Origin of the sequence: Streptomyces liliifuscus (genome assembly GCF_016598615.1) — a bacterium.
Lineage (GTDB): Bacteria > Actinomycetota > Actinomycetes > Streptomycetales > Streptomycetaceae > Streptomyces > Streptomyces liliifuscus.
In genome coordinates, this window is sequence record NZ_CP066831.1 from 7,011,324 (window position 1) to 7,026,886 (window position 15,563).

At 72.7% G+C, this 15,563-nt stretch carries 10 protein-coding genes; 6 read left to right on the forward strand and 4 right to left on the reverse strand.

Going from position 1 to position 15,563, the window contains the following annotated elements:
• Positions 1–2: 2 nt before the first annotated feature.
• The 6 genes from JEQ17_RS30270 (at position 3) to JEQ17_RS30295 (ending at position 7,631) form a co-directional block, all read left to right on the forward strand.
• Positions 3–2,087, forward strand: a complete 2,085-nt coding sequence (locus JEQ17_RS30270) for a YfjP family GTPase (protein ID WP_200401806.1) — start codon at positions 3–5, stop codon at positions 2,085–2,087.
• Between the two features lie 349 nt (positions 2,088–2,436).
• Positions 2,437–2,907, forward strand: coding sequence for a single-stranded DNA-binding protein (locus tag JEQ17_RS30275; protein ID WP_200398101.1), 471 nt, complete (start codon positions 2,437–2,439; stop codon positions 2,905–2,907).
• Between the two features lie 309 nt (positions 2,908–3,216).
• Complete coding sequence (locus tag JEQ17_RS30280; protein WP_234048427.1) at positions 3,217–4,623, forward strand: TQXA domain-containing protein; 1,407 nt, start codon at positions 3,217–3,219, stop codon at positions 4,621–4,623.
• Positions 4,624–4,811: 188 nt separating this feature from the next.
• Positions 4,812–6,476 (forward strand): energy-dependent translational throttle protein EttA, encoded by a 1,665-nt coding sequence (ettA, locus tag JEQ17_RS30285; RefSeq protein ID WP_200398103.1) that lies wholly within the window; start codon positions 4,812–4,814, stop codon positions 6,474–6,476.
• Between the two features lie 4 nt (positions 6,477–6,480).
• Positions 6,481–6,900 (forward strand): acyl-CoA thioesterase, encoded by a 420-nt coding sequence (locus tag JEQ17_RS30290; RefSeq protein WP_200398104.1) that lies wholly within the window; start codon positions 6,481–6,483, stop codon positions 6,898–6,900.
• Positions 6,897–7,631 carry a hypothetical protein gene (locus JEQ17_RS30295; RefSeq protein ID WP_200398105.1) on the forward strand — a complete coding sequence of 245 codons (735 nt, stop codon included), beginning with the start codon at positions 6,897–6,899 and terminating at the stop codon, positions 7,629–7,631. Before JEQ17_RS30290 ends, JEQ17_RS30295 begins: the two co-directional genes overlap by 4 nt.
• A 99-nt stretch (positions 7,632–7,730) precedes the next feature.
• Here JEQ17_RS30295 and JEQ17_RS30300 read toward each other — a convergent pair whose 3' ends face one another.
• From JEQ17_RS30300 to JEQ17_RS30315, 4 genes are read right to left on the reverse strand one after another with little or no spacing between them, the layout of a single operon-like run.
• Entirely contained in the window at positions 7,731–8,699 is a 969-nt protein-coding gene (locus tag JEQ17_RS30300; RefSeq protein ID WP_200398106.1) for an ABC transporter ATP-binding protein, read from the reverse strand.
• Entirely contained in the window at positions 8,696–9,154 is a 459-nt protein-coding gene (locus JEQ17_RS30305) for a hypothetical protein (protein ID WP_200398107.1), read from the reverse strand. The genes JEQ17_RS30300 and JEQ17_RS30305 overlap by 4 nt, the downstream gene beginning before the upstream one ends.
• Complete coding sequence (locus JEQ17_RS30310; protein ID WP_234048428.1) at positions 9,151–12,144, reverse strand: FtsX-like permease family protein; 2,994 nt, start codon at positions 12,142–12,144, stop codon at positions 9,151–9,153. Before JEQ17_RS30310 ends, JEQ17_RS30305 begins: the two co-directional genes overlap by 4 nt.
• Position 12,145: 1 nt before the next feature.
• Positions 12,146–15,562: an ABC transporter permease gene (locus JEQ17_RS30315; RefSeq protein WP_234048429.1), complete on the reverse strand. Its 3,417-nt coding sequence runs from the start codon at positions 15,560–15,562 to the stop codon at positions 12,146–12,148.
• Between the last annotated feature and the right edge of the window lies 1 nt (position 15,563).

Here is a 15,563-nt window from a genome sequence, read left to right on the forward strand (position 1 = left end):
TGGTGACCGCCGTCACGGACCACACGGATCACGCCGATCACCCCGGAGACGACGAAGGGCGCGAGGGCAGCGGCAGCGTGCACGCGCGCGTGGAGGACGATTTCGTGACCGACCACAAGGACGCCCTCAAGAAGGACCCCGGCAACAAGGCTTTCGGCAAGAGGGATCCAGGCAGGAAGGACCCCGGAAAGAAGGACGTCGGCAAGAAGGATGCCGTCAAGGGCGGTGTCCGTTCGGAGAGCCGCATGTTCGGGCTCTTGCGCGTGGAGATCGGCGACGAACCCGAGAAGCCCGCCTCCAGGGGCGACACGGACGGCACCGACGCCCTCGCCGGCCTCGACGGCAAGGGACGCGTGGACGGCATGCCGGGCGCGGAAGCCGCGGACTCCGGCGTCGCCTGGGACGACGGGCTGATCGCGCGGCGCGTGTCCGCCACGGCGGAGGGACATGCCAGGCCCGTGAAGGAGGCAGTCGTGGACAGCAGGCCGCCCGTGGTGACCCCTCTCGCGTACGACGGTTCGCTGCGGTCCCGTCTCGACGCGCTGCGTGAACTGGTGGGGCTCTCCCGCACCCGGCTCGACAGCAGGACCCTCGCCGAGGCGGGACAGGTCCTGGACGAGGCCACCGCGCGGCGCAGGCTCTCCGGACAGCACACCGTCGTCGCCATCGCGGGCGCCACCGGGAGCGGCAAGTCGCAGCTCTTCAACGCGCTCGCCGGAGTGGCCATTTCGGAGACCGGGGTGCGCAGGCCGACCACCGCCGCGCCCATCGCGTGCAGCTGGAGCGACGGCGCGGCGAGCCTCATCGACCGGCTAGGCATCCCCGGGCGGCTGCGGCGGCGCCCGCTGCAGAGCGCGGAGGCCGAGGCGCAGTTGCGCGGGCTCGTCCTGGTGGACCTGCCCGACCACGACTCCGCGGCCGTCCAGCACCGCGAACAGGTGGACCGCATCCTCGCGCTCGTCGACGCCGTCATCTGGGTCGTCGACCCGGAGAAGTACGCCGACGCCGTGCTGCACGAGCGCTATCTGCGCCCCATGGCGGGACACGCGGAGGTCACCTTCGTAGTCCTCAACCAGATCGACCGGCTGCCCGGGGAGGCCGCCGACCAGGTCCTCGACGACCTGCGACGGCTGCTCGACGAGGACGGGATCGCGCTCGGCGAGTACGGCGAGCCGGGCGCGACCGTCCTCTCGTTGTCCGCCCTCACCGGGGACGGCGTCGCGGAACTGCGCGAGGTACTCGGTCACTTCGTGGCCGAGCGGGGAGCCGCGGCGCGCCGGATCTCCGCCGATGTGGACGCGGCGGCGGCCCGTCTGTGGCCCGTCTACGCGAACCGGAGGCAGGCCGGGCTCACCGAGGAGGCGCGCGACGAGTTCGCCGACCGGCTGGCGGACGCGGTCGGCGCCACGGCGGCGGGCGAGGCGGCCGAGCGGGCGTGGCGCCGCAACGCCAACCGCGCGTGCGGCACGCCCTGGCTGCGACTGTGGCGCTGGTACGAGGACCGGCGCGAACCACCGACCGGGCGCCTGGCGGTACGGACCCACGCCGACGAGGAGGCCACGGCACGGCAGCGCGTCGAGCAGGCGGTCCGTACGGTCGCCGAGCAGGCGGCCGGCGGACTGCCCACGCCCTGGGCGCAGGCGGTGCGCGAGGCGGCCGTACGAGGGTCACAGGGGTTGTGCGAGGCGCTCGACGAGCTGGCCCTGCGAGCCGGTGCGCCGGTCGGACGGCCGCCGAGGCCCGGCTGGTGGCCGGTCGCGGTACTGGCCCAGGCGGCCATGACGATCCTCCAGGCCGTCGGCGGGCTCTGGCTGCTGGGGCAGGTCGTCGGCTTCATGTCGCCGAATCTCGGGGTGCCGGTGCTGCTGATGGTGATCGGCATCGTGGGCGGCCCGGGCGTCGAGTGGGCCTGCCGGCTGGCGGCGCGCGGGCCGGCCCGGCGGTACGGGCTGGAGGCGGAACGGCGGTTGCGGGAGGCGGCTTCGGGGTGCGGCCGGGCCCGGGTTCTCGATCCGCTGGCGGCGGAGCTGCTGCGGTACCGGGAGGTGCGGGAGCAGTACCTGCGGGTCACGGGGGTCGGCGTCTAGGGCCTGGCCGACAGCTCGCGTCGCGGGGCTGGGGGCACCTTCCAGCCGGAGGCTGGGGGAGGGAGCTGGGAAGCCGGCGAGCTGCCGACAGGGAGCCGGGAAGTCAGGGAGCTGCTGGCACGGAACTGGGGAGTCAGGGAGCTGCCGGACAGGCGCTGGACGGGGTGAAGTTCTCGTTCGGGTGGCGGAGTTGTCCACAACCGGGCGGTGGCCCACAGCGCTCAGCGGGCTCGGGCCGGCGGAGGCAGTCTGGAACCGCGGCGATCACGACGCGATCACATCGCGGTCGCCGCACCGGACGCAGCCGTACGGGACGGGCCCGTCGGCGTGGGCAGGGAGGGATTCCGCGATGAACGAGACGACGGTGTGTGTGGTGGGGAACGTGGCGACGCAGCCGGTGTTCCGGGAGACGGCGACGGGCGCGTCGGCGAGGTTCCGGCTGGCGGTGACGCAGCGGTACTGGGACCGGGAGAAGAACGCCTGGACGGACGGGCACACCAACTTCTTCACGGTGTGGGCCAATCGGGCGCTCGCGACGAATGTGCAGGCGTCCGTGTCTGTGGGCGAGCCGCTCGTGGTGCGGGGCAGGCTGAAGGTCCGCTCCGAGCTGCGCGACGGACAGTCGTGGACGGGCGCGGACATCGAGGCCACGGCCATCGGCCACGATCTGGCGCGTGGCACCGCGGCGTTCCGACGGGCCCACAAGGGCGAGACGCCGTCGGAGACGCCCGCCAGGCCGGAGCCCAACTGGGAGACGGAACCGAGGGCTCAGGAGGCCGAACCTCCTCAACAGCGTCAGGAACCGGCTCTGGTGACGTGACATCAGGCACATACCAGACACGCGGCGGGCAGGCACCAGGCAGACACCTGGTGCTGGAGTCACCGTCCGGCCGAAGTGCGGCTTATCGGCGAATGTGTTCCGAACGGTCCCCATGGATTTGTCGATAAGCCCAGCTCACGCCTCATCCTGGCGATAACGATTCCGAGTCGGATCGCTTGTCCGATGTCATGACCGGGGAGAGAGGTGCGCCCCGTCCTTAGGATGCCGGGCATAGCTCTCGGGGCTTCTGATTCTGCTGGTGGGACCGTAACCCCCCACGTCAACGGGTCCTGCTCGAAGGGGAATTCTGTGCTTTCTTCGTTCTCTGCGTCGTCCGTGCGCGGGCGGGGTGCCGCCCGGCTCGCCGCGGTGGCGCTGGTGTCCGGACTCGCCGCCGTGAGCGCTCTGACGGCCGCGGGCACGGCCGCCGCCGACGAACTCCCCCTGAGCCAGGGCGGCGCGACCGCCACCATAGGTGGGCTGAAGACGTCCGGAACCGCCGTCATCCACGAGAACGGCGAGGACAAGCAGGTGCCCGCGGGGCTGTTCGAGATGTCCGTCGACAACGGCGGCACCCTGCAGACCTACTGCGTCGACCTCCACAACCCGACGCAGATGGACGCCAAGTACCAGGAGACGCCCTGGAGTGGCACGTCACTGAACGGCAACCCCGACGCGGGCCGGATCCGCTGGATCCTGCAGAACTCCTACCCGCAGGTGAACGACCTCGCCGCGCTGGCCGCCAAGGCGGGTGCGAGCGGTCTCACCGAGCAGGACGCGGCGGCCGGCACCCAGGTCGCGATCTGGCGGTACTCGGACGGCGCCGACGTGGACGCCGTCGACCCGCAGGCGGAGAAGCTCGCCGACTATCTGCAGCACAACGCGCGCAACCTCGCGGAGCCCGAGGCCTCGCTGACCCTGGACCCGCCCGCGGTCTCCGGTCACGCCGGTGAGCTGCTCGGCCCCGTCACCGTGCACACCAACGCGGACAGCGTGACGGTCACGCCGCCCGCCGACGCGACCAGCGGGGTGCTGGTCGTCGACAAGGACGGCAACGAGATCACGTCCGCGGCCGACGGCGGCGAACTGTTCTTCGACGTCCCCGAGGACACCGCGGACGGTTCGGCCGCGCTGACGGTGCAGGCCTCGACCACCGTGCCGGTCGGCCGGGCCTTCGCCTCCGAGACCAGGAGCCAGACCCAGATCCTCGCCGGCTCCAGCGAGTCGACGGTCTCCGCGACGGCCACCGCGAACTGGGCGAAGACCGGCGCGATACCCGCGCTGTCGGCCGAGAAGAACTGCGCCGAGGGTGGCGTGGACATCACGGCGGCCAACGAGGGCGACGAGGCGTTCACCTTCGAGCTGATGGGCGCCGAGCACACCATCGCGGCAGGCGCGTCACAGACCGTGACGATCCCGCTGCAGGAGGACCAGGCGTACGACTTCACGATCAAGGGGCCGAACGGCTACGAGAAGCGGTTCAAGGGCGTACTCGACTGCCGGACGCAGAGCAGTACCGCGGGTGAGACGCCCCAGACGCTGAACGCCCCCAGCCCGGCCACGGTCGGCGGCACCTCCGCCACCACGGTCGACCTCGCCGAGACCGGCGCCTCCAGCACCACCCCGGTGATAGCGGGGATCGCGATCGCCCTGGTCGTGATCGGCGGCGCGGCAGTGCTCTTCGTCCGCAAGAAGAAGACTCCCGAGCAGGACTGAAGAAACGAAGGAGACGCCGCCGCCCGTGGCGACGGGCGGCGACGGTAAGTGACAGTGCGGTCACGGGAGTGGCCGGGTGGCGTCCGGTCACCGGCCCCCGGCCAAACGGGTTTCCTTCGAGGGGTGGCGGTACGGCAAGATGGGGTGTATCTGCCCACTGCCGATTTCAAGCGTCCGGACGGTTTCTCTTGGCTGAGTTCATTTACACCATGCGCAAGACGCGCAAGGCGCACGGCGACAAGGTGATTCTTGATGACGTCACCCTGAACTTCCTGCCAGGCGCGAAGATCGGCGTGGTCGGTCCGAACGGTGCCGGTAAGTCCACCGTTCTCAAGATCATGGCGGGCCTTGAGCAGCCGTCCAACGGTGACGCGTTCCTGTCGCCCGGTTTCAGCGTCGGCATCCTCATGCAGGAGCCGAAGCTGGACGAGTCCAAGACGGTCCTGGAGAACGTCCAGGACGGGGCCGCCGAGCTCATGGGCAAGCTCAAGCGCTTCAACGAGGTCGCCGAGCTCATGGCGACCGACTACTCGGACGCGCTGATGGACGAGATGGGCAAGCTCCAGGAGGACCTGGACCACGCCAACGCCTGGGATCTCGACGCGCAGCTGGAGCAGGCCATGGACGCGCTGGGCTGCCCGCCCGGCGACTGGCCGGTCACCAACCTCTCCGGTGGTGAGAAGCGCCGCGTCGCGCTCTGCAAGCTGCTGATCGAGGCTCCCGACCTGCTCCTCCTCGACGAGCCCACCAACCATCTCGACGCCGAGTCGGTGAACTGGCTGGAGCAGCACCTCTCGAAGTACTCGGGCGCCGTCGTCGCCGTCACTCACGACCGGTACTTCCTGAACAACGTCGCCGAGTGGATCCTCGAACTGGACCGCGGCCGCGCGATTCCCTACGAGGGCAACTACTCCACGTACCTCGACAAGAAGTCCACCCGTCTCAAGGTCGAGGGCCGCAAGGACGAGAAGCGTCAGAAGCGGCTCAAGGAAGAGCTGGAGTGGGTCCGGTCCAACGCCAAGGGCCGCCAGACCAAGTCCAAGGCGCGCCTCGCCCGTTACGAGGAGATGGCAGCCGAGGCCGACAAGATGCGGAAGCTGGACTTCGAGGAGATCCAGATCCCGCCGGGCCCGCGGCTGGGGTCCATCGTCGTCGAGGTCCAGAACCTCTCCAAGGCGTTCGGCGACAAGGTCCTCATCGACGACCTGAGCTTCACGCTGCCGCGCAACGGAATCGTCGGGGTCATCGGTCCCAACGGCGCCGGCAAGACCACGCTCTTCAAGATGATCCAGGGCCTTGAGACCCCGGACTCCGGTGCGATCAAGGTCGGCGAGACCGTCAAGATCAGTTACGTCGACCAGAGCCGCGCCAACATCGACCCCAAGAAGACGCTGTGGGCCGTCGTCTCCGACGAGCTCGACTACATCAACGTCGGTCAGGTCGAGATGCCGTCGCGGGCCTATGTGTCCGCCTTCGGCTTCAAGGGCCCGGACCAGCAGAAGCCCGCCGGTGTCCTCTCCGGTGGTGAGCGCAACCGTCTGAACCTGGCGCTCACCCTCAAGGAGGGCGGCAACCTGCTGCTCCTCGACGAGCCCACGAACGACCTCGACGTCGAGACCCTGTCGTCGCTCGAGAACGCGCTCCTGGAGTTCCCGGGCGCGGCCGTGGTCATCTCCCACGACCGCTGGTTCCTGGACCGGGTCGCGACGCACATCCTCGCCTACGAGGGCGAGTCGAAGTGGTACTGGTTCGAGGGCAACTTCGAGTCCTACGAGAAGAACAAGATCGAGCGGCTCGGACCGGACGCCGCGCGTCCGCACCGCGCCACCTACAAGAAGCTGACCCGGGGCTGATCTCTTGCGGCACATCTACCGCTGCCCGCTGCGCTGGGCGGACATGGACGCGTACGGCCACATCAACAACGTGGTCTTCCTCCGCTATCTGGAGGAGGCGCGTATCGACTTCCTGTTCCGCCCGGACAAGGATTTCCAGCAGGGGTCCGTGGTGGCACGCCATGAGATCGACTACAAGCAGCAGTTGGTCCACCGGCACCAGCCGGTGGACATCGAGCTGTGGGTCACGCAGATAAGGGCGGCTTCGTTCACCGTCGCCTACGAGGTCAAGGACCCGGACCAGGTGTACGTCCGGGCCCGGACGGTCATAGTGCCGTTCGACTTCGAGGCGCAGCGGCCGCGTCGTCTCACCGCCGAGGAGCGGGAGTTCCTCGCGGAGTACGCGGACGACGAGGACGAACCTGCGGGGGCCGTCGCCGCATGACGGCCCTGCACCTCGCCGACGAGGGGGAGGCGGCGGACCTCGCCGCCTTCCTGGCCCGCCTGATCCACTACGACCGGGCGGCCGCGGTGCGGCTGCAGGCGGCGGGGACGACGCTCGCGGTGTTCGGCCGGCCACCGTCGTTCGAGGTGCTCGCGATCCGTACGGCACGGCTCGACAAGCCGTACGAGAACGGGCTCGACCTCTCGCTCGACGTGACCGTCTCGGCCGGTGAACTCCTGGAGTCCCTGGACGAGTCGTCGGCCACCGCGACCGTGCCCGCCGCCGTCACCGGCCCGCCCTGGGCCGGGGTGCTGCCGCCCCGCGGGGGCTGGCGGTCCGAGCCCGGGCTGCCCGGGCCCGACGCGGTGCGGACCATGGTGGCCGGGGCGGTCGCCGAATTCCGTTCACGCATCGACGAGTTGGCACCCGAGGGGCGTACGCGGAGCGCGCTCGACCGGATCGGGCGGGAGATCTGGTCCCGGCCGGTCGGCGACACCGAACTCCCTGTGCGGGCCGCGCATGCCGCCCAGTCGCTGGGATTCCTGCGGCCCGCGCGCCCGGCCGCGACGACGAACGCGGCCGCGGCCACGAAGAATTCACCCTCACCCGTGCCCGACCAGACTGTGCTGCGGCTGCTCTCGGCGGGGGCGTGGCTCAGGCTGCGTACGCCGTACGGGTCGATCGCCGTACGCAGGGCGGGACTTGGGGCGTTGGACGTCAGCGTTCGCTGAGCGGAGCTGAGCGGTCCTGAATTTCCAGGACCGTGGCATCCGCAGGACCGGCGGCGGTGAGTGCCGGCCGCGCTCCCGCTTGCCGACCGAGTGTCCCCGTCAGCCGTGCTCGCTGTCGTCCGGCCATATGCCGATGTGGTCCGGTTCCAGTTCCAGGGCGACGCGGTCGCGCATGCCGAGGGCCTCGGTGTACTCGGCGGGGAGTTGCAGCCGGCCCGCGCGGTCGAGCATCGCGTACTCGCGGGCCACCACCGTCTCGTGGCCGGTCGTGGCGTCGACCTCGGTGCGGCGCAGGACCTCCGTGGAGGTGCGGCCGTCGCGGATGGCGACCGTGCGGCGGACCTCGCCGGCGACCGCCTGGTCGTGCGTCACGATGACGACGGTGGTGCCGAGGTGTTCGTTCGCGGTGCGGAAGGCGGCGAAGATCTGCTCGGCGGTGTGCGAGTCGAGTTCACCGGTGGGCTCGTCGGCGAGGAGCACGGCGGGGGCGTTGGCCAGGGCCACGGCGATGGCCACGCGCTGCTGCTGACCGCCGGACATCTGGTACGGGCGGCGGGCCCGGCAGTCGGCGACACCCAGCAACTCCAGCAGTTCCAGGGCACGTTCGGACTGGGCGCGGCGGCTCTTGCGGGTGCCGGTGAGCTGCATCGGCAGGGTGACGTTCTGGGCGGCCGTCAGATAGGGCAGGAGGTTGCGGGCCGTCTGCTGCCAGACGAAGCCGACGGTGTCGCGGCGGTAGCGGAGCCGGTCCTTCGCGTTCATGGTCAGCAGGTCGTGGCCCGAGACCCGGGCGGCGCCCGCGGTGGGGGTGTCCAGGCCGGCCAGGATGTTCATCAGGGTCGATTTGCCGCTGCCCGACGCACCCACCAGCGCCATCAACTCGCCCTCCCGGACGAGGAGGTCGAGGCCCTGGAGCGCCTGGACCTCGACGCCGTCCGCGGAGAAGATCCGGACCAGCCGGTCACAGGTGATCAGGGCGTCATGACCGTAGGCGGGCCGGTCGCGCCGGGCGGCGGCCCGTTCGGCCAGGTCGGCGAAGCTGGGGCCGGTGGGCTCGGTGGTGGTCATCGGGCGACTCCCGTGGTGATCGTCGTGGAGGGCACGTCTCCGCCGGTGCCGGTTGTCGTGGAGGGCACGTTTCTGCCGGGGCTCGTTGTCGTGGTGGGCGTGTCTGCGCCGCTGTCGGCCTTGGTGGCGGGCATGCCTGCGTCGGCCTCGGTTGTCGTGGAGGGCACGTTTCTGCCCAGGCCCGCTGCCGCGGTGGGCAAGTCCGTGCCGCTGTCGGGCTTAGTGGCAGGCAGGTCTGCGCCGCTGCCGGCCTTCCTGGCGGGCACGTCTCCGCCGGTGCCAGGTGTCGTGGAAGGCACGTTTCTGCCCAGGCCGGTTGTCGCGGCGGGCATGCCCGCGCCTGCCTCGGTCGTCGTGGACGACACGTGTCCGCCCCCGCCGGCCGTCCTGATGGCCATGCCTCCGCCCCCGTCGGCCGTCCTGATCGGCACATGCCCGCCCTTGCCGTAAGTCATCGGCTGTCCCCCGCCCTCAGCTCCCGCACCGACCCCCGCCGGCCCGTCCACCACGCCTGGCCCGCCGCGATTGTGGTGGCCAGGAGGAGGACGGTCAGGGCTGGCAGGAACAGGGACGCCGGGTCCGTGTGCAGTGCGGCGGTGCCCGTCGGGGGTGCTCCGCCGGGGGTGGCGAGGGCGATGGAGGTGAGGTCGATGCCCGGGGCCAGGAGTCGGACCGCGGCCCAGCCGGTCAGGACGCCGCCCGCCGCGGCGAGGAGCGCCTGGGGCAGCGCCTCCAGTACGAGCAGTCGGCGCCCCTGGCTCCGGGTGAGGCCCATCGTGCGCAGCCGGGCCAGCAGGGCGGCGCGCTCGGGCGCGGCGCGCACCAGGGCGAGCAGCAGCGCCAGTACGGCGTATCCGGAGCCCGCCGCCACCGCCGCCGCGTAGACGCGTTCCGCGCCGGACTGGAGAGGGGAGTCGACGTACCGCGCGCGCTCCTCCGAACGCAGTCGTACGTCGGCACGGGCGGTGGCATCGGCATCGGCGCCCGTACTGGCGCTGACAGCCTTGCGGAGGGCGGCCCCGCTCACCTCGTCGCCCGTCACCAGGAGCGTGGTCGGGCGCGCGGCGACCGTGCCGAGGCCCGCCCGGTCCACGATCAGGAAGTCCGTGCCCGGCAGGGCCGGGGTCAGGTCGCGTACGAGGGTGATGCGGACGGTGACGTCGCTGCCGTCCGCCAGCCGCAGCGAGAAGGGACGGGTGCCGTAGCGGTCGGCGACGGCGGAGGAGGCGAGGGCGGGAATCGCGGCCTTCGCCGAGCCGCCACCGGCCTTCGCCGAACCGTCGCCGTCGTCGTCGGCCTTCGCCGAACCGCCCTCGCCGGACTTCGCGGAGCCCTCGGCGCCGGACGTCGACGTGGCGCCGGCCGGTGAAGCCTTCAACTCGCCGGCGGGGAACGCCCCGAGACCCGTCCGGTCCGCCAGCCGCGCGTACCCCTCCGGGTCCACCCCGGCCAGGGGCACCGACTCCACGCCGGCTCCCGGCTTGGCCTCGTACGCGATGCTCAGAGGCGTGACCTCCCGTACGCCGGGTGTCGAGCGGACGCGTTCCGGCAGGGTGGCGGGCAGGGCGCCCTCCGCCTCGACGCGGGCGTCCGCGCCGAGGTTGAGCACGGCCGCCCGGTCCCGCGCGTCCGCGACGCCCGCGAGGACCGAACCCCCGAACGCGGCGGTGGTGAGCGCCGTCAGCAGGGCGAGCAGCGGGAGAACCGTGGAGACGGAGGTACGGCCCGCGCGGGCCAGTGACAGATGGCCGATCGCGCCGCGCAGCCGGCCGGCGGGACGGGCCAGCCAGCGCAGCGGCAGCGGATAGAGCCGGACCAGGACGAGCGCGGCGATGACACCGATCAACACCGGTGCCATCGCGACGAGTTGGTCGCCGGAGCCGCCCAGGTCGCCGGAGCCGCCGGAGCCGTGCGCCTCGTCGGAGGTGCCCGACGTCCCCCGGCCGCGCAGCGCGAGCACCGCCGCCGACGCCAGCACGAGCAGCGTGAGTTCGGCGATGGTGCGGCGCCGCGAGGGCCGTACGGACGCGAGGTCCTCGCGGGCGCCGTGCACCCCTACGGCCCGGTGGGCGGCCAGGGCGCGCACCGGCAGCGCGGCGCAGGCGAGGAGGGTGACCGCGAGCGCCGCCCCGACGGCGTAGGACGCGCGGCCGTACGGGACGACGAGCAGCGCGCCCGCGAGGCCGAGCGCGCCCGCGGGCAGCGCGACCACCGCCGTCTCGGTGAGCAGCCGCCGGGTGAGCCCGCGCAGCGAGGCGCCACGGGCGCGCAGGAGGGCGAGTTCGGTGCGGCGCCGGTCGGCGGTGAGGCGGCCCGCCATCAGCAGGACGACGACCGCGACCGCACCGGTGCCGAAGGCGGCGACGGAGACGAGGGGCCGTACGCCGGACCGGAGTTCGGCGTACGAGGCGAGCACCTCGTCGAGGTCGGTGCTCACTCCGGTGTCCGCGTCCGTGGACGCGCGGACCTTCACCAGACCCGGGCCCGATTCCAGCGAGGCGACCGCGCTGCCCAGCCGGGACAGGTCGTGCGCGGTGAGCGCGGCGGGGTCCGGGGTGAGCAGCCAGTAGCGCGCGGGTTCGCCCGGGGTGCCGAGGAGCACCGGGGCCGCGTCCGGGGACAGCAGCAGGGCGCCCAGCCAGTAGGTCTCCGGCTCGCCGCCCTGTGTGGGCGGCCGGATCAGGGACGGGGTGCGCAGGAGGGGCTGCGTGGTCCAGTACGCGCCCTCGGGGTCGCGCGGGACGACGATGCCGGTGATGCGCACGGCGAGCGGGTCACGCTCCACGGCGGGCACGTGGATCACCGAACCCACCTTGATGTCGAGGCGCTCGGCGGTCTCCGTGGTGACCGCGGCCTCCACCTCCCGGGTCGCGGCGGTCACCGTGCTCCCGGCGCGCGGGAGGCGGCCCGCGCTCGGCCTGGAGTGCTCGGCGAGTCCGCTCTGCGCGGCGAGCGACATCTGCGCGGGCAGCCCGCTCGGCATCGGCAGCCAGGTCTCCGCCGCTTCGAGGTTGTTGACGTTGCGGACGCCGTACGTGGACTGCCCGGGGTCGACGGCGAGCGGCCGCTCGATCGTGTTCAGCACCCGCTCGTACGCCTTGCGCATGCTCTCCGGGCGCAGGGCCGTCTCGCGTTCCGGCTGCGGGATGTAGTTGCCGGGCTGCGGGGCGGACACCTGCAGCGAGGTCCTGGGCGCGGTCGCGTCCAGGACGGCCCGGCGCAGGCCCGCGTCCTCGTACCGTTCGACGGCACGGGGGAAGGCCGCGGCCAGACAGGCGGTCGCCATCACCAGGAGCGCGAGGGCGACCGCGGCGCCGGGGGCCGTGCGCAGCCGGGTACGGATCCAGGGGGCGACGGAGTGGTCCCGCCGCCGGAAACCTGGTCGTCCGTCGGAGCCGGGCCGCCGGATGCCCGGACGCCCGCCGGAGCCGGAGTCACGCCCCATCTCACTCACCGTCCTGCCCGTTGAGCGACTTCATCGACCGCAGCGAAGGAGCGGTGTCCTCCCGCCGCAGCGCCAGCAACGCGGTGACGGCCAGTGGCGCGACCACCACGGCTGCCAGCAGGAACACGACCTGACCGAGCGGCAGTTCCACCAGTACCTCCGGGACCGGTCGGCTCGCCCCCGACGTCAGCACGATCAACGGAATCACCGCCCGCGTGAGAACAGCCCCCAGCGCCACCCCCACCACCAACGCCAGTGCCATCAGCACGCCCTGCTCGGCGGCGACCAACCGGGCGAGCTGACGCCGTGGCGCCCCCAGCGCGCGCAACAGCGCGAACTCACCGCTGCGCGCCTGCAACGACCCTGCCGTGCTCACGGCGAAGCCGACCGCCGCCAGCGCCGCCGCGACCACGGACGCCGCCGCGAACGCCGCCTCGGGACCCGCCCCGAAGGGGTCGTCCCGCAACTCCTCGGCGACCTCGTCGCGCACGACCACCTGCGACGGCTCGACATCGGGCCGCTCGCGCAACTCCGCTGCCACCCGCGCCGCGGCCCCCGGCTCGGTACGCAGCCACCACTCGCTGGGCGCGACACTCTCCCCGTACCGCTGCTCCAACACCCGGTTCACGGACCGGAGATCGACCAGCAGTGCCCCGCCGGACGGGTCCCCGCCACCGGCGTCCTGCGTGGTCGGCAGCGCCCGTACGTGCCCGACGATCCGCACCGGTACGGCCGAACCGCCGAAGGTCACGTCCACCCGTTGCCCCGTACGCGCGCCCGCGGCCTTGAGATAGCCGTCCGTGGCGATCGCCGCGACCTCGGGCACGGCGGGCCGGTCCACCCGCAGCCGGATCGTCAACGACGAGACCTCCCAGGCGTAGTCGCTGGGTACGTAGCCGGTGCCGTAGCGGACCGTCAGCGGCTTCTGGGACCTCACGGTCGCCGCCGACGGGCTGGAGTCCGCCTCGGGATCCGCCGTGCTGCTGTTGCTGCGGGACTTCGCCAGCCAGGACGCGGGCTGCTCAAGACGCTGCTCCGAGCCGTCGGCTGCCGTGGCCGTCAACTCCTCGACGGACAGCAGATGGCGCTCGGCGCGGCCCGTCGGCTGGAGCATGTCCAGCTGGATCCCGGTCAGCGCCAGCGGTTCGGCGGCACGGCCGGCCGGGGCCCCGGCCGCCTTCGCCAGATCCAGGGTGAGCCGGTGGGCCCGTCCGTCGGCGGGCAGTTCACCGACCGGAACGCGGTACGGAGTGCCGTACCGGTCCTCCAGCGTCACCGCCACGTCCGCCGACATCTCGGAGCGGAACGCCGCCGGGCCCGAACCCGACCCCTCAGCGGCCGACCCCTTCACCGGCGCGGCCTCCGCCCGGATCCGCAGCGCCAGCCCCAGACGCGTACTCCCCTTCGGCAGCACCGCGCCGGGCGACGCGGTCCCCTTCGGCCCGAGCCCGGCCAGCATCCGCCCCACCGGCTCCTGGGCCAGATCACCGCGCATCAGCAGACCGTCCTCGCCCCCGGAGTCCGCCGTGTCCAGCGCCAGCACCGTCGCCGTCCGGTTCCCGGACAGCGGCAGCGTCGTACGCACCGCGGGAGCCGTTCCGCTCACGCCGTCGACCGCCGAGTAGATCCCGGCCTGCCCCAGTCCGCTCTCGCCCGCGCCCGTCACACGTACGGACGTGCCGGCCCTGAAGTCCGCCTGGTCGTCCTGCGAGCCGTTCCACGACGCGCCCTGGCCGATCGCGAGCATGCCCATGGCGATGGCGAGGACGAGCAGCAGGACGGGCCCGGCGCCGCGCATCGGACGGCGGCTGAACTGCCAGCCCGCGAGCGCCGTCGGCAGCCCCCGGCCGCTCGCCGCGCGCCGCTCCGCGAGGCGGGCGACGGGAGGCAGCAGACGCAGGGTGAGAACCGTTCCGGCGAGCAGGGCGAGCGCGGGCGCGGAGACGAGGAGCGGATCGATGCCGAGCGTGCCCGAACGGTCGTCCGTGACGGCACCGGACTTCTGGCTGCTCAACTGCCAGTACGCGACCGCCGCGATCACCAGCAGACCCACGTCCGCACCGGCCCGTACCGGCGCGGGCAGTGCCCTGGCCCGGCCGCCGCCTCCCGAACCACCGGTCAGCGCGGGCAGGGTCACCGCAAGCGCGCACCCGAGGGCCACCCCGGCCGCCACCACCCACACCCCGCCGGCCGTCACCGAGGTGTCCAGCCGCAGCCCGATCCGCGACAGGGCACCCTGCCCGGCCAGCAGTCGCGTCAACGGGCCGGCGAGCAGCGGGGCGCACAGCGCGGCCGGGATCGCCAGCAGCAGTGCCTCCAGCGCGGCGAGCCACGCCACCCGGCCGCGCGTGGCGCCACGCGCCCGCAACAGCCGTGTCTCACCGGCCCGTTCGACGCTCAGCAGCCGGGCCACGAGCAGCAGCGCGTACCCGGCGAGCAGCGAGAGCTGGAGCGCCACGATCAGCAGGGTCGAACGGGAGACCAGCAACGACCGTTCGACCCGGTCCAGTTCCTCCGGCAACGATGTCGTGACGGCCGTGGTGCCGTGCAGCGAGGGGGACTTGAGCAGCGAACGGGGCCCGGAGTGTGCCGCGTCCCGCAGGGTGCCGATCCGCCCGGTCGTCAGCGTGGAGAAGTCGGCGGACGCCAGCCAGCCGGTCTGCCCGGCGCTCACCGTCACGCCCGCCCGGTCGGCCTGGTCGGTCCCGTCGGTCCGGTCCGTCTGTCCGCTGTCCGTCGCCGCCGCGAGCACCGCCGGATCGGCGAGCAGCGGGCCGTACGTCGTGAAGTCCAGCCTGCTGACGCCGCGTCCGCGCAGGTCCTCCAACTGCCAGTAGGGGGAGGTGACTCGTGCCGGCCGGTAGACCCCGGTCACCTGGACCCGCACCTTGGGTCCGCCGAACCGGTCGACGAGTGTCAGCTGTGCGCCCGCCTTCAGCGCGAGTTCCCGCGCGGCCGCCTCGGGAAGGGCCACCTCGATCTCGCGGCTGTCCCCCGGGGCACCGGGCAGGCGGCCCGAGACCATCCGCACCTGGGTCCGGTCGAGCGCCGCGAAGTGTGTGAGGTCCGGGTCGCCCGAGCGTTCGGCCGCGGGCTGCAGCGACCTCGGCAGCGCGTACGGCCCCGACCGCGTCAGCGTCCGCAGTGTCACCGGCAGGCCGTCGTAGGTGCGCCGCGCGCCCTCCCGTACGGCCTTGTCGGCGGCGGCGCGTTCCTGCGGGGGCACGTCGGCCTTGACGATCAGCGTCGTGGCCGCCGCGCTCTCCTCGCGCCCGGCACCCCGTGAGGTGTCGAGGAGCGAGTGGCGCAGGGCGGCGTCACCGATCGCGCCGGAGTACGCGGTGAGGGTCGCGAGGACCGACGTGGTGAGCACGACGGTCAGCAGCGCGGCGGCCAGCAGCAGCCGGTGTGCTCGCACG